The 18,713-nt window shown below is 26.5% G+C and carries 21 protein-coding genes and 1 pseudogene; 7 read left to right on the plus strand and 15 right to left on the minus strand.

The genetic code is table 11. The features are described from left to right. Nucleotides 1–260: pseudogene (locus CRU91_RS04890) on the plus strand (methyl-accepting chemotaxis protein); the annotation flags it as partial. Between the two features lie 5 nt (nt 261–265). On the opposite strand, the gene CRU91_RS04895 reads toward CRU91_RS04890, so the two are convergent. From CRU91_RS04895 to CRU91_RS04920, 6 genes are all read right to left on the minus strand, one after another. Further along, nucleotides 266–691 carry a c-type cytochrome gene (locus CRU91_RS04895; protein WP_113893975.1) on the minus strand — a complete coding sequence of 142 codons (426 nt, stop codon included), beginning with the start codon at nt 689–691 and terminating at the stop codon, nt 266–268. Next, on the minus strand, nt 692–1,273 hold the full coding sequence (locus CRU91_RS04900; RefSeq protein ID WP_113893977.1) for an NUDIX domain-containing protein: 582 nt from the start codon (nt 1,271–1,273) through the stop codon (nt 692–694). Between the two features lie 7 nt (nt 1,274–1,280). Further along, a complete protein-coding gene (locus tag CRU91_RS04905; RefSeq protein ID WP_113893979.1) occupies nt 1,281–1,781 on the minus strand; it encodes a YajQ family cyclic di-GMP-binding protein in 501 nt (166 codons plus the stop codon). A gap of 25 nt (nt 1,782–1,806) precedes the next feature. Beyond that, complete coding sequence (locus CRU91_RS04910; RefSeq protein ID WP_113893981.1) at nt 1,807–2,196, minus strand: DUF423 domain-containing protein; 390 nt, start codon at nt 2,194–2,196, stop codon at nt 1,807–1,809. A gap of 12 nt (nt 2,197–2,208) precedes the next feature. Then, nucleotides 2,209–2,655, minus strand: coding sequence for a phosphoribosyltransferase (locus CRU91_RS04915; protein ID WP_113893983.1), 447 nt, complete (start codon nt 2,653–2,655; stop codon nt 2,209–2,211). Nucleotides 2,656–2,757: 102 nt separating this feature from the next. After that, nucleotides 2,758–5,334: a bifunctional aconitate hydratase 2/2-methylisocitrate dehydratase gene (locus tag CRU91_RS04920; RefSeq protein ID WP_113893985.1), complete on the minus strand. Its 2,577-nt coding sequence runs from the start codon at nt 5,332–5,334 to the stop codon at nt 2,758–2,760. Between the two features lie 306 nt (nt 5,335–5,640). On the opposite strand from CRU91_RS04920, the gene CRU91_RS04925 reads away from it, so the two are divergent. Next, nucleotides 5,641–6,402 carry a M48 family metallopeptidase gene (locus CRU91_RS04925; RefSeq protein WP_113893987.1) on the plus strand — a complete coding sequence of 254 codons (762 nt, stop codon included), beginning with the start codon at nt 5,641–5,643 and terminating at the stop codon, nt 6,400–6,402. 37 nt (nt 6,403–6,439) lie between these two features. Here CRU91_RS04925 and CRU91_RS04930 read toward each other — a convergent pair whose 3' ends face one another. From CRU91_RS04930 to CRU91_RS04950, 5 genes are read right to left on the minus strand one after another with little or no spacing between them, the layout of a single operon-like run. Further along, nucleotides 6,440–7,645 carry a GGDEF domain-containing protein gene (locus CRU91_RS04930; RefSeq protein ID WP_113893989.1) on the minus strand — a complete coding sequence of 402 codons (1,206 nt, stop codon included), beginning with the start codon at nt 7,643–7,645 and terminating at the stop codon, nt 6,440–6,442. Further along, a complete protein-coding gene (locus tag CRU91_RS04935; RefSeq protein WP_113893991.1) occupies nt 7,642–8,157 on the minus strand; it encodes a Rab family GTPase in 516 nt (171 codons plus the stop codon). Before CRU91_RS04935 ends, CRU91_RS04930 begins: the two co-directional genes overlap by 4 nt. Nucleotides 8,158–8,166: 9 nt before the next feature. Then, nucleotides 8,167–9,792 (minus strand): OmpA family protein, encoded by a 1,626-nt coding sequence (locus tag CRU91_RS04940; RefSeq protein WP_113893993.1) that lies wholly within the window; start codon nt 9,790–9,792, stop codon nt 8,167–8,169. 8 nt (nt 9,793–9,800) lie between these two features. Further along, entirely contained in the window at nt 9,801–10,376 is a 576-nt protein-coding gene (locus CRU91_RS04945; protein WP_113893995.1) for a hypothetical protein, read from the minus strand. Nucleotides 10,377–10,395: 19 nt separating this feature from the next. Next, entirely contained in the window at nt 10,396–11,106 is a 711-nt protein-coding gene (locus tag CRU91_RS04950; RefSeq protein ID WP_113893997.1) for a YebC/PmpR family DNA-binding transcriptional regulator, read from the minus strand. Nucleotides 11,107–11,254: 148 nt separating this feature from the next. Here CRU91_RS04950 and CRU91_RS04955 point away from each other — a divergent pair, with 148 nt between their 5' ends. From CRU91_RS04955 to CRU91_RS04975, 5 genes are all read left to right on the plus strand, one after another. Next, entirely contained in the window at nt 11,255–11,998 is a 744-nt protein-coding gene (locus CRU91_RS04955; protein WP_113893999.1) for an MlaA family lipoprotein, read from the plus strand. A gap of 4 nt (nt 11,999–12,002) precedes the next feature. Beyond that, complete coding sequence (locus CRU91_RS04960) at nt 12,003–12,581, plus strand: Tgt2/MlaC family protein (protein ID WP_235826952.1); 579 nt, start codon at nt 12,003–12,005, stop codon at nt 12,579–12,581. 5 nt (nt 12,582–12,586) lie between these two features. Beyond that, nucleotides 12,587–15,067 (plus strand): efflux RND transporter permease subunit, encoded by a 2,481-nt coding sequence (locus CRU91_RS04965; protein ID WP_113894003.1) that lies wholly within the window; start codon nt 12,587–12,589, stop codon nt 15,065–15,067. Continuing rightward, complete coding sequence (locus tag CRU91_RS04970) at nt 15,067–15,630, plus strand: LOG family protein (protein ID WP_113894005.1); 564 nt, start codon at nt 15,067–15,069, stop codon at nt 15,628–15,630. Before CRU91_RS04965 ends, CRU91_RS04970 begins: the two co-directional genes overlap by 1 nt. A 175-nt stretch (nt 15,631–15,805) precedes the next feature. Continuing rightward, a complete protein-coding gene (locus tag CRU91_RS04975; RefSeq protein WP_113894007.1) occupies nt 15,806–16,435 on the plus strand; it encodes an HAD family hydrolase in 630 nt (209 codons plus the stop codon). A 4-nt stretch (nt 16,436–16,439) separates the two neighbouring features. Here CRU91_RS04975 and CRU91_RS04980 read toward each other — a convergent pair whose 3' ends face one another. The 4 genes from CRU91_RS04980 to CRU91_RS04995 form a co-directional block, all read right to left on the minus strand. After that, a complete protein-coding gene (locus CRU91_RS04980) occupies nt 16,440–17,015 on the minus strand; it encodes an NUDIX domain-containing protein (protein WP_113894009.1) in 576 nt (191 codons plus the stop codon). A gap of 143 nt (nt 17,016–17,158) precedes the next feature. Continuing rightward, nucleotides 17,159–17,728, minus strand: coding sequence for a TlpA family protein disulfide reductase (locus tag CRU91_RS04985; RefSeq protein WP_113894011.1), 570 nt, complete (start codon nt 17,726–17,728; stop codon nt 17,159–17,161). Next, nucleotides 17,725–18,015 carry a hypothetical protein gene (locus tag CRU91_RS04990; protein WP_113894013.1) on the minus strand — a complete coding sequence of 97 codons (291 nt, stop codon included), beginning with the start codon at nt 18,013–18,015 and terminating at the stop codon, nt 17,725–17,727. Before CRU91_RS04990 ends, CRU91_RS04985 begins: the two co-directional genes overlap by 4 nt. Further along, nucleotides 18,015–18,668, minus strand: coding sequence for a DsbA family protein (locus tag CRU91_RS04995; protein ID WP_113894014.1), 654 nt, complete (start codon nt 18,666–18,668; stop codon nt 18,015–18,017). Before CRU91_RS04995 ends, CRU91_RS04990 begins: the two co-directional genes overlap by 1 nt. Between the last annotated feature and the right edge of the window lie 45 nt (nt 18,669–18,713).

Here is an 18,713-nt window from a genome sequence, read left to right on the forward strand (position 1 = left end):
AACAAAATGCAATGGTAGCAAGTCAAACACATGATATTGCAATAGTAACAGATGAAATTGCAAAATTGATAGTAAGTGATGCTAATGAGAAAGAGTTTATTGGTAAAGATGAAGTTAAAGCTAAAAGATTAGAAAGTAATAAAGGAAATAATAAAATAGAAGAAACTTCGAAAGTAAAATCTATAAAAACTACTTCAAATACAAAATCAAAAATAGAAGTTGTAAAAGAAAGTAAAACTGATAAGTGGGAAAGCTTTTAGCTTTCTCACTTCATATTCTGAATATAGTAATAAATAGCCTCTATTTCTTCTTCAACCATAAAATATGTTGGCATAACATTTGCTTTATATATTAATTTATCGCAAACTTGATGTTTTTCAAATTTTAAATTCTCATTTTTCTTAGAATTAACCTTTTTTGAAAAATTGTTATATTCTATATATTTAATATCAGGTGCAATGATTGAACAAATATACTCTTCATCATTTTGAGTATGCTTAAAATCTACAATTTTTGCCCCTCTAGCATCATCTCCATGACAGTTGTTACATCCTATTCCTCTTGGATTATTGTATAACATTTTCCCATATTCATATTTGGTAATAAAAGAGTTATTTATATCTAAATCATCTTTTGTAATATTCTCATCAGCAAATAAACCTAAAGCAATAAATATAATAAAAAATCTCATTTAAAACCCAAAATTATTTTGATTTTTTAAAAACCAATAAAGACTAAAAATAAGTCCTGGCGTTTTTGCTTTATTCTCATCAAAAATAAACTCATCACATTTTTCAACAGGAAGGAAAAATAGTTCTATTTGTTCATCATTTACTCCTCCACCACTATGAATTTTTTGATTTTCATTTATATTCGCAAAAAACAAGTGCTGTTTTGCTCCACTTATACCTACATTTGTAAAAAAAGATGTGATTTTTTGTAAAGAATTTATATCAACTTTATATCCACACTCTTCATCTATTTCTTCAATTGCAATCTCTTCAATAGTTTTATCTTTATCGACAAGTCCAGCACAAAGCTCATAAGTATATTTAATACTATTGTCATTTAAATAAACAGGCATTCTAAACTGTTTTACAAGTAAAAAAGATTTTTTTTCTTCATGATATAACAAAATAGATACACTATCATGACTTCTTACTGCTTCCCAACTTTTTTTAATTCCATTTAAAGTAAACCTTACACTAATTGGTTTTATGTATCTAGTCTCTTTTAGCTCTTCAATTTTTAAATCTTCAATATTGTTTTTCATAAACTTCCTATTTGAAATTATCAAATACCAATGGAGCTTTTAAATCAAGACCTCTTAAATGCTTCATAACTATTTGTAAATCATCAATATTTTTACTAGTCAATCTTATAGTATCACCTTGATTCACAGCAGTTACTTTTAGTTTTAGATTTTTAATCTCTGTTTGAATTCTTTTTGCTTCATCTTTTTCTATACTATCAATAATTTTATAAATATATTTTCTATTTCCACCACTACTATCTTCTTTTTTTACTTCTTCAAGTGAATTTATAGATATTCCTCTTTTATTCATCTTTGAAATCATAATATCTAGCATTGCATCTATTTTATTATCACTCGAAGATACTAAAGTAATAGTTTTTGCACCAATATTTAAATCTATTTCTTTACTAATACCTTTAAAATCATATCTATTGTCTATCTCTTTTTGTGCTTGAATTACAGCATTCTTCATCTCTTGCATATCAAGTTTTGCTGAAATATCTAGTGAATGTTCTTTTACTGCCATTTTTTATCCTTTTTATTTTAATTACTTATTCTGATTTTAATATACCATAAGATAAAGTTAAATATCCAATTATAAGCAATGTTCCACCAATAGGAGTAATCGCTCCAAGAACTGGAATATTTAAAATTGTTAAAAAATATAAAGATATACTAAAAATTAATGTTCCAATAGTAATTAAATAAATTGATAATAAAATTTTTCTTGCATAAGGACGCAACATATACAAAAATGTTGCTATAAACAATCCAAATGTATTGTAAAATTGATAGGTAACTCCTGTATTATAAACCTTTAGCATATTTTCATCTAAAATAGATTTTAATCCATGAGCACCAAAAGCTCCCAAAGCTACTGCACTCGCTAATAAAAAACTAGCAAATGCTAAAAATCTTTTTGCTTTTATATCCATAACCATTTTAAACTCCTTTTATTTTATATCAACTTCCCAAAAAAATTCAATCCAACAATTAGCTTCTTTTACATAAAAATCTGGCTTTATTAAAGCACTTTTTTTATAAAACAAAGTTGCTAATTTAAACTCAATATTTGGGTATTTATTCTTTAAAATCTCCAAAATTAGCTTCATTGTATTTCCACTATCTATAATATCATCTATAATTAATACTTTTTTTGAATTACTTAAATCTGGAATATTAAAAACATCATGACTATTTTTTTGAGTCTTTCTATCATAAGATATTGAGTTTATTATAAATAGATTTCTTTGATTTAGTGCTTGAGCCATTAGATGAGAAAGAGTTAATCCACCTCTTGCAATACTTAAAAAAGTATCGGCTTCAAAATTCCTACATAAATTTACTAGATTTTGTGTATCTTCTTTAAAAATTTCATAGCTATAATATAATTTATTCAAAAATATCCTTAATTTAAAAAAGATATATTATCAAGTTATAGCTTATTTTGTTTTTTAATAGAAAAATTTGTAAGAAGTTAGTACTTCTTACAAACTATTTAATTATCTTGAAGTTAAAAGAATAGATAAATCTTCAGCACTTACTTGGTGGAAATTTAGATATTTATAAACTCCATCTTTATTGCTTTCATTGATTTTTTTAGCAACTATGTCTAAATATTCTTGAACAGATGGTAATCTTCCTAAAAGTGCAGCAACAGCGGCAACTTCAGCAGAACCTAAATAAACTTTAGAATTTTTACCAAGTCTATTATCAAAGTTTCTTGTACTTGTACTAAATACTGTTGAACCTTCACTAACTTGTGCTTGGTTACCCATACATAATGAACAACCTGGAATCTCTATTCTAGCACCTGCTGCTGCAAATGCTGCATAGTATCCCTCTTGTGTTAATTGAGCTTCATCCATTTTTGTTGGAGGAGCAATCCATAGTTTTGCTTTAGCAACACCCTCACCTTTTAATACTTCTCCTAAAGCTCTGAATAATCCTATATTTGTCATACAAGAACCTACGAATACTTCATCAATATTTTTTGGTCTATTGTCATCAGCTAAGATTTCACTTAATGTAGCAACATCATCTGGATCATTTGGACAAGCTAAAATTGGTTCTTTAATATCATCAAGGTTAATTTCAATTGTTGCTAAATATTCAGCATCAGCATCTGGCTCTAATAATTGAGGGTTTTTAATCCACTCTTTCATTTTATCAGCTCTTCTTTGTAAAGTTTTAGCGTCTTCATAACCTTCTTCAATCATTTTTTCAATTAAAGCAATGTTTGAAGATAAATATTCAATAATTGGTTCTTTATTTAATTGAACAGAACAAGCTGCAGCTGATCTTTCAGCAGATGCATCAGATAATTCAAATGCTTGCTCAACTTTTAAGTCTGGTAAACCTTGAATTTCAACGATTGTTCCAGCAAAAATATTCTTTTTATTTTTCTTAGGAACTGTTAATAATCCTTGTTTAATTGCATAATATGGAATTGCATTTACTAAATCTCTTAAAGTAATACCCGGTTGCATTTTTCCAGAGAATTTAACTAAAACAGATTCTGGCATAGTTAAAGGCATCATACCTGTAACACCTGCGAATGCTATAAGACCTGAACCAGCTGGGAACGAAATACCAATTGGGAATCTTGTATGAGAATCTCCACCAGTTCCTACTGTATCTGGTAAACATAATCTATTTAACCATGAGTGAATAACACCATCACCTGGCTTAAGTGTAACTCCACCTCTTGAGTTGATGAAGTCTGGTAAAGTGTGTCTTAATTTAATGTCTGCTGGTTTTGGATAAGCAGCTGTATGACAGAATGATTGCATAACCATATCAGCACCAAAAGATAATGCTGCAAGTTCTTTAATCTCATCTCTTGTCATTGGTCCAGTTGTATCTTGTGATCCAACAGTAGTTGCAATTGGTTCAACATACATACCAGGTTTAACACCTTCAACACCACAAGCTTTTCCAACCATTTTTTGTGCTTGAGTATAACCTTTACCATTGTTAGCTGGTTGTTCAGGAGCAATAAATATAGTTGAAGCACCTAATCCTAATGCTGCTCTAGCTTTTGCAGTTAAACCTTTTCCAATAATTAAAGGAATTCTTCCACCTGCTCTCATTTCATCTGTTAATGTGTTTGGAGCTAATTTAAATTCTGAAACAACTTTTCCATCTTTTTCAATAACACCAGCATACGGTTTTAACACAATTACATCACCAGTATCAATAGCATCAACATTTGCTTGAATTGGTAAACATCCTGAATCTTCAGCAGTGTTAAAGAAAATTGGAGCAATTATTGAACCTATTACAACACCACCTGTTCTTTTATTTGGAACACCAGGAATATCTCTTCCCATATGCCATTGAACAGAGTTAATTCCCGATTTTCTAGAACTTCCCGTTCCAACAACATCACCAATGTAAGCTAATGGATGACCTTTTTGTTTTAATTCAATCATTTTTTCTAATGGTTTTTCCATTCTTGATTGTAACATTGCAGTTGCATGTAATGGAATATCAGCTCTTGTAAATGCAACAGTTGCAGGAGATAAATCATCTGTATTTGTTTCACCAGGAATTTTATATACAGTTAATGTAATTTCTTCTTCAAGTGCAGGTTTATTTGTAAACCATTCAGCATTTGCCCAAGACTCAATAACTTCTTTAGCTTTAGCATTTCCAGAATCCATCAATGCTTTTACATCATTAAATGAGTTATAAACTAAGATTGTATTTTTTAATTGTTCTGCAGCCGCATCAGCAACTTCAGCAATTTTTAAAGCTTCAACTAATGGTGGTACATTGTATCCTCCCATCATAGTTCCTAAAATTTCAATAGCTTCAACTTTTGAAATCACAGAACATGCTACTTTACCTTGAACAACATCATTTAAAAATGCAGCTTTAACATAAGCAGCATCATCAACACCTGGATTAATTTTATTTTTAAATAGATTCAATGCATAATCAGCATCTTCAACTTTACTAGCCTTTAATAACTCTACTAAATCAGCAGTTTGTTGAGCTGTCAAAGCTAATGGTGGTAATCCACCTTGTGAAGCTCTTTCACTCTCGTGTGCTTTATAGTCTTGTAATAAACTCATATTATCTCCTATTAAATTTTAAGAATTTGGCTAAATTATATCACAAAGCTTTAAATAAATATGTACAATTATTGTTTATAGTTGTACAAATTTATTTTTTGTAAATAAAAGTTACACTATTTTTTAAATTTGGAATTTATTATTTAAGCAACATATAAATCATAAGTTAGTTTACAAATGAGATTTTAAATTAAAATTAAAAGGCAATATATACATTGTACAATTTTTGTACAAAACAGCTTTATTTTATCGTTTTTTATATATAGTTTTTGTTAGAATTTACATAAAAAATTAAAAAGGAAAAAGATGAATAAAACAAAAAGTATTATTTTGATAATTTTAACAGCTTTTCTATTTTCAGCTTGTACACATAAAGCTCCTTATACAAATCGTTCGCAGATGATATTTATGTCATCTTCAGAAGAGATGGCTTTAGGAGAAAAATCATATAAAGAAGCCTTAACTGATGTGAAAGTTATAAACAATACAAAAGATTCTCAAAGAGTTAAAAATATAGGGCAAAAAATTGCACAAGTTGCACAAAGAAATGATTTTAAATGGGAATTTAATTTAGTAGATGATAAACAAGCTAATGCTTTTTGTTTACCTGGAGGTAAAGTTGTAGTTTATACTGGAATTTTAAAATATGCTAAAAATGATGATCAACTTGCAACTGTAATATCTCATGAAATTGCTCATGCACTTGCGCGACATGGAGCAGAAAGAGTTAGCCATAATATGATTCAACAAGGTGTTGGAATAGTTGGAAATGTTGTTTTAGGAGCATCAGCTCCACAATATCAAAATGCATTTAATCAAGCTTATGGTCTTGGTACTAACTTGGGAGTTATGCTTCCTTATGGAAGAATGCAAGAGAGTGAAGCTGATGAAATAGGAATTTATCTAATGCACAAAGCTGGTTATAATGTATATGAAGCTATAAACTTTTGGCAAAATATGAGCGAAGGAAAAGAAGGTGGTAATGATTTCTTTTCAACACATCCAAGCTCGTCTAAAAGAGTGGAAGATATAAGAAAAACTATTGAAAAATTAGATTCTAAAAAATAGTTTACTAGGTAGATTATAAGTTTATTAGACTTAGAATCTATCTATTTTTTTTTAAATACATCTCTTTATCAGCTGTTTCAAGTAGAGTCTTAGCATCTTCTCCATCCTTTGGATATATACTTGTTCCAAAACTAAATGATAATTCAATAATTAAATCTTTATTATAGTGAAATGGCATTTTTCCAGAAACTTCTTGTATCCTAGAAATAGTTTTTTCTAAATATTCTACGGATTCTAAGCTTTCCAATAAAACAACAAATTCATCTCCACCGAGCCTTGCAACTGTATCTTCTTCTCTTACAGTATGTTTTAAAACTTCTCCAATATGTTTTAATAACATATCACCAACATGGTGTCCATAAGTATCATTTACTGCTTTAAATTTATTTAAATCAATAAAACATAAAGCAAAGAATAAATTATTCTCTATAGATTTTTCTATATTTTCATCTATTTTTTTAGTCAAATACAATCTATTTGGAAGTCCAGTTAAACTATCGTGATTAACTGCATATTCAAGTTCGCTCTCTATCTTTTTTAGATATGTAATATCTTGACAAACTATAATTTTGTCAGATGATATGTCATTATTAATATTTATAATCTCAGCATGAAAAAATATCTCTATATTATCTTTATTTTCTGCTCTTAAGATATTACTATGACTATTTAAGTCAATTTTTTTATTTCTTGAAAAAAAGTATTCTGAAAGATGTTTATTTATCAATTCTTTTTCTTCTAATCCTAGAAATGAAGTACAAGCACTATTTGCATTTTTTATAAATCCATCATTGTCTATTTGAAAGCTTATAAGTTTTTCATTGATTTTATTGAAAGTTTTTTTAGTATTATAATTGTGAAGATTTGTTTCATTCATTTTTTGAATATTTTTGAAATATTCCATAAGATTATTCTGCTGTTTCGTAAACATTGCTATAAAATATTTTTTATTTTCTATAAAACAAATTTCAACATTAATGTCATAATATATATTATTTCTAAATATCATGGGAAGATGTAAATACTCTTTTTTATCTTCATATAAGTCATTTAAACTATCTTCTAGTCCTACAAATTCCCAAAAAACTTCTCTTAAATCTGATTTCTCAGATATTTTTAAATCAGATTCAATAAAATCACTCATATTTTCAACAAAATCAATAATGGCTAAATCTTTATCAAAAAGAACATAAGCTATCTTATATTTACTACAAACTATTGGTAAAATTAAATCAGTTTTCATTTAATCAAATTTCCAACAACAGTAAAATTCAAAATTTCAAATATATCATTTACACAAGTTTCATCTTTTGCTGATGTTTTAAAAACTTTAATAACATTTGAAGATAAAGATTTTATACTATTCAAATCTATCTCTTCATGTTGCAAATCACTTTTATTTAAAGCAATAAAAATAGGAGCTGTTCCAACACTTTTTTGGCAAAGTAAAATATGTTCATTGATTGAATCAAGACTCTCTTTTCTTGTTACATCAGCAACTATAATAAAAGCTTTTGAACCCATAAGATGATGAGCAAAAATTGGTTGAAAATCAGTTTTTCCTTCAATATCCCAAATCATCATAATTGATTTATGTTCTATACTATTAATATTAGAAATTAGCTCTTTTTTCGATATAGCAACACCAATACTACTTTTGTACTCTTCACTAAAGCTATTGTCCACAAATCTTCTTATAAGACTTGTTTTTCCTGTACCATAATCTCCAACTAAAACTATTTTATAACTAAACATAAAAAACCTTTACTCTTTCCATTTGAAAATAACTCTTCTACCCTGCTCTTGATAATCTTCTTCTATTCCTTCTGGAATTTCATTACGACCTAAATTAACAAGTTTTTGAGATACATTTCCTTTTAGCTTCAAATATCTCATAACATTTAAAGCTCTTTGATTTACTAAAATTTCATTTCTTTCTATTGAACCTGTATGATCTCTAAATCCATAAACTTCTAAAACCAAATCATCATCTAATTTATGTAGTAAACTAATAATGTTTATAAGTTTATACTCTTGATTTGGTAAAATTTCAGAAGAGTTTAAATCAAAATGTATAACATCACTTATTTGTGGTGGGACTATTTTTATATCAAATTCCAACTTTTCTAAGCCCTCAACCAAAGAAAATTGACTTTCAACATATTTTTTCTCGTTTTTACTAATAACAGAACCTGTAACTTTAAGATTTGGATAATCATAAATATAGCCTATCTTATTACCATCTTTTTGATTCAATGCCATTCTTAAATATGTTATTTTGTCATAAATATCTTTTGGATTATTTATATAATCAATAACTTGAATATTATTTTCTAATTTATTTACATTTGGTAACTCTTTTAAAGAGTTAAAAGCAATATCTTTATAAAAAGTATTTGGAACAACACCATTTATAAAAATATCTCTATTTTTTACACTAACTTCTAATCTATAAATAGTAAGTTCTGGATTTTTATACAAAATATCATTTGCTTTTTTCTCTAAATTAGTATCAATAATGTATAAATATATAAAATATCCAATAGCTGATAGTATAGATAATGGAACAATATAAATTATAGGATGAATACTTTTGTGTTCTTCTATATACTCTTCATAATTCATTAATGGTAATAAAATTTCATTTATTTTATCTATTGGTAGATTGGCTAAATTTCCATCAAATTCTCTTATTTTTGAACCATATTTTGATACAACTAAAGCTAAAGATTCATCAAGTTTTCTATATACATCTTTTGTTACAACACCATCAACAATAGCTGCTAAATAGCAACTCGTACTACTTTCTATTACAATTTTACTTCCACCGTAATCAATAGTATTTAACTCTTTATTTTCATCATTTTTTTCAACCCAATCATTCACAAAACTTCTAATAGCTGTAAGCATAGAAGCAACCATTTCTGGTTCAGTTATATTGCTATTTTTGTTTTCCAAAGTTGTCAAAACAACTCCACTATTTTTGTCTATTAAAAAAAGTGTTTTTATATAGGCTTTTGTACTCTCTTTTATCAAAAGTTCAGTTTCACTAACACCTTTTGCTTTTGCTCGTATCTTTCTACTTATTGCTTTAAAAGAAAATCTATTTCTGATTTGATTATTGATAGAATTTATCATATCTTCAAAAGTTCTAGTTACATATTTCGTAAGCATATTTCCTATAATTGGATATAAACTATCTACAACATCATCTCTTGAAGATTTAATATTATCTTTTATGGCTGTTGTTACAACAGGAGATATTTTTTGTTTGATATGTTCACTACTATTTGATTCAAATTCAAGCTTCTCAATCTGTTTTTTAAGTTCATCAAAATCTTCAAGCTCTTTTTTTAATAAAAGCTCTTTCAATCGTTGTAGTTCATTCATATCTTAACTTATTCTTTTGGTTCTTCTATTAAGTTTAACTGGCTTTGAATGTTATTCCCTTTTATTCTTAAAGCTGCTTCCATCATAATTTCAGCAGCATCATCTCTTGAAAGTTTAATATTATTCATTTGAGCCAATTTATCTTCAATAAATTCAAAAACTTCAAGTTTCAAAAAGTTTAACTCTTCACTTAAAGATTTTTTACTATCGCTTTGGTCTTTTGTAAGTTGTTCTATTTTTACACCTATTTCTTCATTTAATAGATCTATATTGTGTTGAATTCTTTTTTCTTGTTTTAAATTACCATCTTTTATATCTGCAAACTCATCTTGCTGAGTTGTTGTTAGGTTTTTAATTCTTTTTGATATTAATTCAACTTCATTTTCAAGTTTTTGATTAAACTCTTTTTGGCTAAACTCAATTTTTGACTTTAAATCATCAAAAGATCTTTTAATATCAACTTCAAGCTTTTCAAATCTTTTATTTAGTTCTCTTGATTGAGAACCAAATAAAATTTCTCTTATTTGGTCAACATTTCCTAATTCACCAGTAGTTTCACCTATATTTTTTTGATTTTCATTCATTTTCATCTCCTAAAATAGCTTACGCAATATTTGTATAAACAGCTTGAACATCATCGTCATCTTCAAGTTTTTCTATTAGTTTTCCTATATCTTCTTGTTGTTCTTCACTAAACTCTTGAGGATTATTTGGAATTCTTTTTAATTCAGCTTTTGTTAAAGCAATACCAAGTTCTTCAAACTTATTATTCATATTTCCAAAGTCTGTATAGTTTGCATAAGCCAAACATAAACCATCTTCTTCTTCAAGCTCTTCAAGTCCAGCATCTATTAATTCCATTTCCAAATCTTCAAGCTCATAATTTTCTGGTTTATTAAACTCAAAAATAGCTTTTCTATCAAAGAAAAACTCTAAAGAACCAGTAGGTACAACTTGTCCTTGTGTTTTATTAAAATACATTTTTACATTTGCTACTGTTCTAGTATTATTATCTGTTGCTGTTTCAACAAAAATCAAAACTCCATGAGGACCTTTTCCTTCAAAGTTTACTTCACTAAAATTTGCTGCATCTTTTCCAGTTGCTCTTTTTATAGCTGCATCAATATTTGCTTTTGGCATATTTTCAGCTTTAGCATTTAAAATCGCTGTTCTTAAAGCTGAATTCATCTCTGGATCTGGAACTCCTGTTTTTGCTGCTACTTCTATTGCTCTTGCCAATTTTGGGAAAACTCTTGACATATTTCCCCATCTTTTCATTTTAGCTGCTTTTCTATACTCAAAGGCTCTACCCATAAATTACTCCAAAATCTATTTTTTAAAATTTAATTCTATTATATCTTTTTTAAAATTATTATATACTAAACCAGAGAAAAAAAAGCATCATTAAAGTTATCTTCTATTAAATTTCTATATAATATCGCTTTATTTTAAAGGATATGGTATGAAAAAACTAATTCTTATAATGTTTTTTACACTATTAAGTTTTGCAAATGAGCCAATAAACAATGATTTTCCAGAAGAATTTGATTCTGAATTTTCTTCAAAAACTGAAGATATTTTTGACCCATTAAGTGGTTATAATAGAACTATGACTTCTTTTAACGATGGATTTTACTCTTATGTTTTAACTCCTGTTTCAAAAGGTTACGCATATGTTGTACCAAAACCTGCAAGAACGGGTATAAACAACTTTTTTACAAATTTAATGTTCCCCGTAAGATTTATAAATAATCTTTTACAATTTAAATTTCAAAATGCTTCAGAAGAAATGGGAAGATTTTTTATAAATACAATTTGGGGAATTGGTGGATTTATGGACCCAGCAACAGATGTAATAGGTATGAAAATCCATAGAGAAGATTTTGGGCAAACACTTGGATATTGGGGGATCGGAGATGGCTTTCCAGTTGTTTTACCATTTATAGGTCCTTCAAATCTAAGAGATATGGTTGGATTAACAGGAGATTTTATAGTAGCACCTACAAGTCAACTAGGTCATAATACTTTAGATTATAAAATTCCACAAAACACTCTTCAAGAGTTAGGTATAGATACTGTTTATAAAGTAAATGAGTATTCATTTAACCCTAATTTTTATGAAATAATAAAAAAAGATGCTTTAGATTTATATCCATATTTAAGAGATGTTTATAAGCAAAAAAGAACTAAAGAGATAGAGGAATAGAATGATGAAAAAATATTTTTTGAAAATTGCACTTATAACAATAATTATATCTTCAAATGCTTTTGCATTAAAAAAAGATGATATACAAGAAGAGATGTCGAAAAAAATCGATAGTGTTTTAGTAGTATTAAAAAATAAAGATTTAAATTTTGAAGATAAAAAAACAGAAATTATAAATATAGTTGATGATGCTTTTGATTTTGAACTTATGGCAAAAATTGCATTAGGCAAAGATGCTTGGGAAAGTATAGATGAACAAAAACAAGATGCTTTTGTTAAAGTTTTTGAAGAAAAGCTAAAAAAATCTTATAGTGAAAAACTTGAACTTTACAATGACCAAAAAGTAAAAATCATATCTTTAGAACCATATAATAAGACGAGACTTCAATTAAAAACTCAGCTTGTTGGTAAAGATGGAAATTATGATGTAAATTACAATTTTTATGAAAAAGATAAAGAGTGGTATATTTATGACATTGACTTGGTTGGTGTAAGTATCATTCAAACTTATAGACAACAGTTTGCAGGATTGTTAAAAGAGAAATCTTTTGATGAAATGTTTGAACAATTTAAAAACCAATAGTTCTTATGGTAAAAAGGCTTTACGATACCTTTATTTTTAGGTATCCTTTTTTAGTTTTACTTCTTGTAGCTTCTTTTATTGCAACGTTAGGATACTATTCTAGTAAAGTACAAATAGATGCAAGTGCGGAAACACTTTTACTTGAAGATGATGAAGATTTAAGATTTTTTAGAGAAGTTTATAAAAAATATGAAAATTCAAATTTTCTAATAGTAACTTTCTCTCCAAACGATGACCTTTTAAGTGAAAAATCTTTAGATACTATTAAAAAAATATCTTCAGATTTTGAACAAGTTGATAATATTACAAAAGTTGATTCAATATTAACCGTTCCTCTTTTACAATCTCCAATTCGCCCTATTTCTGATTTAGTTGCTGGTGTTGATAACTTACAAACAGGAGAATTTGATAAAAATCTTGTAAAAAATGAGTTTTTAACTTCACCTTTATATAAAAATGCTCTTGTAAGTTCTGATTTTAAAACAACTGCAATTATTTTAAATCTAAAAGATGATAATAAATATTTTGAATTTTTAGATAAAAGAAATGCTCTTTTAGAGAAACAAAAAAATGGAACTATAACAAAAAATGAAGAAAAAGAGTTGGAAACAACTATTGTTGAATTCAAAAAATTTAGAGATATTTTAAGACAAAATGACAAAAAAAATATCGAACAAATAAGAGAAATTATTAAAAATTATGATAATGAAGCAAAAATATTCCTTGGTGGAGTAAATATGATATCTTCGGATGTTATAGGATTTGTTAAAAGTGATTTACTTATTTATGGTTTGAGCCTTATCATAATATTTATTTTTATTCTTTGGTATATTTTTAGAAGAGCAAGATGGGTTTTCATACCACTTTTAATATGTTTTATATCTATCATCTCAACTGGTGGTGTCTTAGGATTTTTTGATTGGGAAGTTACAGTAATATCTTCAAACTTTGTAGCACTTCAGCTAATAATTACTATGTCGATAGTTATTCATCTAATAGAAAGATATAGAGAGTTATTTTTCAAATATAAAAAAGCGAATCAATATAAACTTGTAATGAACACCGTTTTATCAAAATTAATTCCTTGTTCTTTAGCTATTATTACAACTGTTGTAGGTTTTGGTTCTCTTGTATTATCAAATATAGAACCAGTTATAAATCTTGGACTTATGATGAGCTTAGGGATAGTTATATCATTGATTATATCTTTTATTGTTTTTCCAATTATTTTAATTCTTATTGGTAAAAAAGATGAATTTGACAAATCTGATAGAAAATTCTCTTTTATAAATAAATGTTCAAAAATAGTTGAGAATAATGGAAAAGCTATCATAGTTGTAAGTATTATAACTGTTGTTTTTTCTATTGTAGGGGCTTCAAAACTTTTTATTGAAAATAGTTTTATAAACTACTTTAAAAAATCAACTGAAATTTATAAAGGAATGATAGTTATAGATGAAAATTTGGGCGGAACTACTCCACTTGATATAATTATCAAATTTAAAAATGATGAAATACAAGAAAAAATAATTGTTAATAATAGTGATTTTGATGACTTTGAAAATGAATTTATCTTATCAAAAGAGGATAAACAATACTGGTTTACTCAAGATAAAATGGAAACTATTATGGCTGTACATAACTATTTAGAATCAATTCCTGAAATAGGCAAAGTACAATCTTTAGCAACATTACTAAAAATTGGTAAAACTCTAAATAATAATCAAGATTTAGACGGTATAACTTTAGCTTTAATTTACAATCAACTTCCAGAAGAATATAAACAACTAATATTATCTCCTTATGTAAATATAGATGCAAACGAAGCAAGAGTTACGATGAGAATTATAGACTCAAATCCAGATCTAAGAAGAGATGAATTACTACATAAAATAAATAAAGATTTGGAAAATATAATAACAAATAAAGAAACGACATATAGATTATCAAATCTTATGGTTTTGTATAACAATATGTTACAATCACTTTTTGAGTCGCAAGCTTCAACTTTTGGTGCTTCACTATTTGTTTTATCAATTATGTTCTTTTTGATTTTTAGATTATCAAAAGTTGTTTTTATAGCAATAGTATCAAATCTTATACCTATTTCATTGGTTTTTGGTATTATGGGATGGCTAGGAATTCCTCTTGATATTATGACTATTACAATAGCAGCTATTGCTTTGGGAATAGCAGTTGATGATACAATTCACTTTATTCATCGATTTGAAGTTGAGTACAAATTTGACCATAACTATATGAACGCTATAAAAAGAGCTCATGAAGGAATTGGACATGCAATGTACTATACAACTATTATTATAGTAATAGGTTTTTCTATTTTAACACTTTCAAATCTTATTCCTACAATATACTTTGGTCTTCTAACAGGAATTGTAATGATTAGCGTTTTAGTTGCTGATTTATTGTTATTACCAAAAATGTTACTAATGTTAAAACCATATAATAAAAAGGAGAAAAAATAATGAATCTAGCAATTTATTGTGGTTCTGCATTTGGAAATAGCAAAATTTATGAAGAACAAGCTATTCTTCTTGCAAAAAAATTATCCAAAAATAATATTAATATTGTTTATGGTGGAAGTAAACAAGGAATTATGGGAATCATATCAAATGAATCTTTGAAACTAAATAATAATGTTATTGGCGTTATAACTTTTGATTTAGCATCAAAAGAGTTAGAAAATGAAAATTTATCAACTATTTTTAAAGTTGAAACAATAAATCAAAGAAAAGCAAAAATGGAAGAGTTAAGCGATGGATTTATAGCACTTCCAGGAGGATATGGAACTTTTGATGAAATATTCGATGTAATAAGTTCTGCACAAATTGGTTATCATAAAAAACCATGTGCATTTTTAAATATAAATGGTTATTATGACAAACTAAAAGAGTTTTTAGAAAATTGTGCAAAAGAAGGTTTTATCAAACAAGAACATGTTGATATGCTAATATTTAGTGATAATATTGATGATTTATTAAAACAAATTTTAGATTATAAAGCTCCAAAAGCAAAATGGGAAAAGTAAAATAGGATAAAAGTTATCTTATTTACTTTTTATTAATAGTTTATTTAGGAAGAGTTAATTGTGGATGGTTATAATTCTTTCATAAGTTAATAAATTTAACTTTTTTCTCCTCCTATAACAGAAAAAGGAAGCTTTTAAAGCTTCCTTTTTTTATACTCAAATTTATGGAAATTAGATGAAAAAATATATTCTTTTTGATAACGATGGTGTTTTAGTTGAAACAGAAAAATGGTATTTTGAAGCAAATAAAAAATCTCTTGCTATTTTAGGATTAAATCTTGAAATGGATTTTTATCAAGATATTATGACAAAAGGTGGAAGTGCTTTTGAATTAGCAAAACTTAACAATATTGATAAAGATACAATAGCAAAGCATAGAAACATAAGAGATAGATTCTATCAAGAATTTTTACAAACAAAAGATATTAAAATACCAAAAGTAAAAAGAACATTAAATAATCTATCAAAAAAATATAAAATGGCAATTATTACAACATCAAGAAGAGTTGATTTTGAACTAATTCACAAAAATAGTGGAATTGTAGATTTTATGGATTTTGTTCTTTGTGTAGAAGATTATAAAAAAGCAAAACCAAATCCAGAACCATATTTAAAAGGCTTAGAAAAATTTGCTGCTAAAGATTATGAAGCAATTGTAGTTGAAGATTCACAAAGAGGTTTACAAAGTGCTAAAGATGCAAATATAGACTGCATTATTGTAAAAAATGAATTCACAGCTTCTCAGGACTTTTCACAAGCAAAATATTTTATAAATACTTTAGAAGAAATAAAAAATATATTATAAGGTATCATTTACCAAATATTCGTTCATTAAAACCTTTTTTGAACTGAACTTTTTTATCTATATCTTCATCTTTTTTTTCTTCTGTTAAATAATATAAAAAATTTCCTTTTTGAACTTTTCCCAATAACATCAAGGAAGAGAATAAAACAAATAATATAGTCACAATAAATATAAAAAGTTTTTTACTTATACTATCTTTTTTTTCAATTTTAAAAAATATTTTATCTATTTGCATTTTTAAATCTTTGAGTATATTTTTTGGTAAATTATTTATATCAAAAAGTTCTACTCTTTCATCTGTTAAACTCTGTGCTTTATTTATATCATTTTCTTCTAAAATAGCAAAGAAATATGTCAAATCTATTCCATTAGGCAATAATAGACTATCTAATTCTTTCCAATTTATAATATCTAATCCGATTTTGTCCTTGCAATCTTTTATTATAGTTTGTAATGGAGTTGATTCTAATTCAACTTTTCCACCAACTGCATTGTATAAACCTTTTTGCCAATCTGGATTATTCTTTTTTAACAATAAAACTTTTTTACCATCAGTTATTATACCTACAACATATCTCATTTTATATTCATTTCTTATTGTTTTACAATAAAATAATTTTTTTAGATTATGCCATAATATATTTTAATTACTAAAATAATTAAGAATAGTAGTTTAATAATTGATTTTTTATTTGAAGTTTTTTATAAATTGAGAACTAAAATTTAGTTCTCAATTGCAATTTTTATATATTTTTCTAACTCTTCTTTTGGTGCATTTCCTATAAATTTATGCACAAATTTACCATCTTTTGAAAATAAAAACATCTCAGGAATTTTTCTAACATTTAACTCTTGAGCTAATTTATCATTTTCTTCACCCATTGTAATTGGATAATTTATTTGATACTCTTTTATAAATTCTTGTATCTCTTCAACTGTTTTTTCATCTTGAAATAAAACAGAAACTATTTCTAAGTCATCTTTATACTTCTCTTTAATTTCTCTAAGTTTTGGTATAGCTTCAATACAAGGAGGACACCAAGTTGCAAAAACATCTATAATAACAGCTTTTTTACCTTTAAACTCATCGAAATCAAGTCCATTTGCTGTACTTTTAAATCCAATAATTTTTTCATCAGTTGTTAATAAAAGAAAAGATTGAGAGATAAACTCTTTATTGTCCTCTTCAATTTTTTTCTTTGCTAATGATTTTGAATCAATTGTTGAACCACCATCACAACCAATAAATAAAAATGCTAAAACAGCAAATAAACTAACTAATACATTTTTCATTCTTGCTCCATTTTTGATAACTCTTCTAAAATAATTTTTACTTCATATTTTTCAAAAAAGATATTCATAGACAATTCTTGATTCACTTTCTTTAAAAACTCTATTTTATTTCTTGTTTGTAAATCTTTATCTTCATTATGTTCTTTTAAAATCTCTAAAAGAGCATTTTTATATTGATTTATTATATTTAACTTTGTTTGTGCTTTTTTTACTACATTTTTACTATTAAAATATATAAACAAAACAACTAAAATAGCAGTTAAAATAAAAGTAGCTAAAATTTCCATTATTTATAAATCTCTTTTTCAACTAAGTCAAAAAGTGCTTTATCCGATAATCTTTCTAATAAAACTCCATTTACATAAAGTGTTGGAGTTCCTCTTACACCTAAAGTTTCTGCATCTTTTCTATCTTGAGCAATAATTTCATCAATTTTTGGATTTTTCATATCCTCTTTTAATTTTTCAATATCTAAAGAAGGAATCTCTTTTAAAAATTGCCATAAAAGTTCTGGTTTATCAACACTTGAATAATGAGAAGCCCATAGTGGGTGTTTTTCAAACATCATATTTAAAACATCTTCATATTTTCCTTGAACTCTTGCGGCTTCAAGCATTTGTATAGTTAGTCTTGAATTTTTATGATTATCTAAATACTTTACAACAATTTGAATATCTTTGTAATACTCTCTATAAAGCTTTTTTACAACTTGACTATAAATAGCACACGACTCACACTCTGGATCTAAAAATTCAACAACACTAATATTTTTTGTATTATCACCCATTCTAAAAGAATAATCTCTTACAAGTAATGAATTCACATCTTCTACTTTTGCTGTTTGCTCACTTTTTTGTTCATTTTGATAAAAAAATGTAAACCCAATAAAAAGCACTAAAATCGCTAGTAAAGAACCAAAAACCAATTTTTTATTTTGCATCAAATTTCCTTTTCTAATTTTTTCAAAACTCTAACGAAAAAAAGA

The organism is Aliarcobacter vitoriensis (assembly GCF_003316695.1).
Lineage (GTDB): Bacteria > Campylobacterota > Campylobacteria > Campylobacterales > Arcobacteraceae > Aliarcobacter > Aliarcobacter vitoriensis.

Coding starts and splice junctions, on each gene's coding strand:
- CRU91_RS04895 (WP_113893975.1), bottom strand. CDS start 691: ATGAGATTTTTTATTATATTTATTGCTTTAGGTTTATTTGCTGATGAG.
- CRU91_RS04900 (WP_113893977.1), bottom strand. CDS start 1,273: ATGAAAAACAATATTGAAGATTTAAAAATTGAAGAGCTAAAAGAGACT.
- CRU91_RS04905 (WP_113893979.1), bottom strand. CDS start 1,781: ATGGCAGTAAAAGAACATTCACTAGATATTTCAGCAAAACTTGATATG.
- CRU91_RS04910 (WP_113893981.1), bottom strand. CDS start 2,196: ATGGTTATGGATATAAAAGCAAAAAGATTTTTAGCATTTGCTAGTTTT.
- CRU91_RS04920 (WP_113893985.1), bottom strand. CDS start 5,334: ATGAGTTTATTACAAGACTATAAAGCACACGAGAGTGAAAGAGCTTCA.
- CRU91_RS04925 (WP_113893987.1), top strand. CDS start 5,641: ATGAATAAAACAAAAAGTATTATTTTGATAATTTTAACAGCTTTTCTA.
- CRU91_RS04930 (WP_113893989.1), bottom strand. CDS start 7,645: ATGAAAACTGATTTAATTTTACCAATAGTTTGTAGTAAATATAAGATA.
- CRU91_RS04935 (WP_113893991.1), bottom strand. CDS start 8,157: ATGTTTAGTTATAAAATAGTTTTAGTTGGAGATTATGGTACAGGAAAA.
- CRU91_RS04940 (WP_113893993.1), bottom strand. CDS start 9,792: ATGAATGAACTACAACGATTGAAAGAGCTTTTATTAAAAAAAGAGCTT.
- CRU91_RS04945 (WP_113893995.1), bottom strand. CDS start 10,376: ATGAATGAAAATCAAAAAAATATAGGTGAAACTACTGGTGAATTAGGA.
- CRU91_RS04950 (WP_113893997.1), bottom strand. CDS start 11,106: ATGGGTAGAGCCTTTGAGTATAGAAAAGCAGCTAAAATGAAAAGATGG.
- CRU91_RS04955 (WP_113893999.1), top strand. CDS start 11,255: ATGAAAAAACTAATTCTTATAATGTTTTTTACACTATTAAGTTTTGCA.
- CRU91_RS04960 (WP_235826952.1), top strand. CDS start 12,003: ATGAAAAAATATTTTTTGAAAATTGCACTTATAACAATAATTATATCT.
- CRU91_RS04965 (WP_113894003.1), top strand. CDS start 12,587: ATGGTAAAAAGGCTTTACGATACCTTTATTTTTAGGTATCCTTTTTTA.
- CRU91_RS04970 (WP_113894005.1), top strand. CDS start 15,067: ATGAATCTAGCAATTTATTGTGGTTCTGCATTTGGAAATAGCAAAATT.
- CRU91_RS04975 (WP_113894007.1), top strand. CDS start 15,806: ATGAAAAAATATATTCTTTTTGATAACGATGGTGTTTTAGTTGAAACA.
- CRU91_RS04980 (WP_113894009.1), bottom strand. CDS start 17,015: ATGAGATATGTTGTAGGTATAATAACTGATGGTAAAAAAGTTTTATTG.
- CRU91_RS04985 (WP_113894011.1), bottom strand. CDS start 17,728: ATGAAAAATGTATTAGTTAGTTTATTTGCTGTTTTAGCATTTTTATTT.
- CRU91_RS04990 (WP_113894013.1), bottom strand. CDS start 18,015: ATGGAAATTTTAGCTACTTTTATTTTAACTGCTATTTTAGTTGTTTTG.
- CRU91_RS04995 (WP_113894014.1), bottom strand. CDS start 18,668: ATGCAAAATAAAAAATTGGTTTTTGGTTCTTTACTAGCGATTTTAGTG.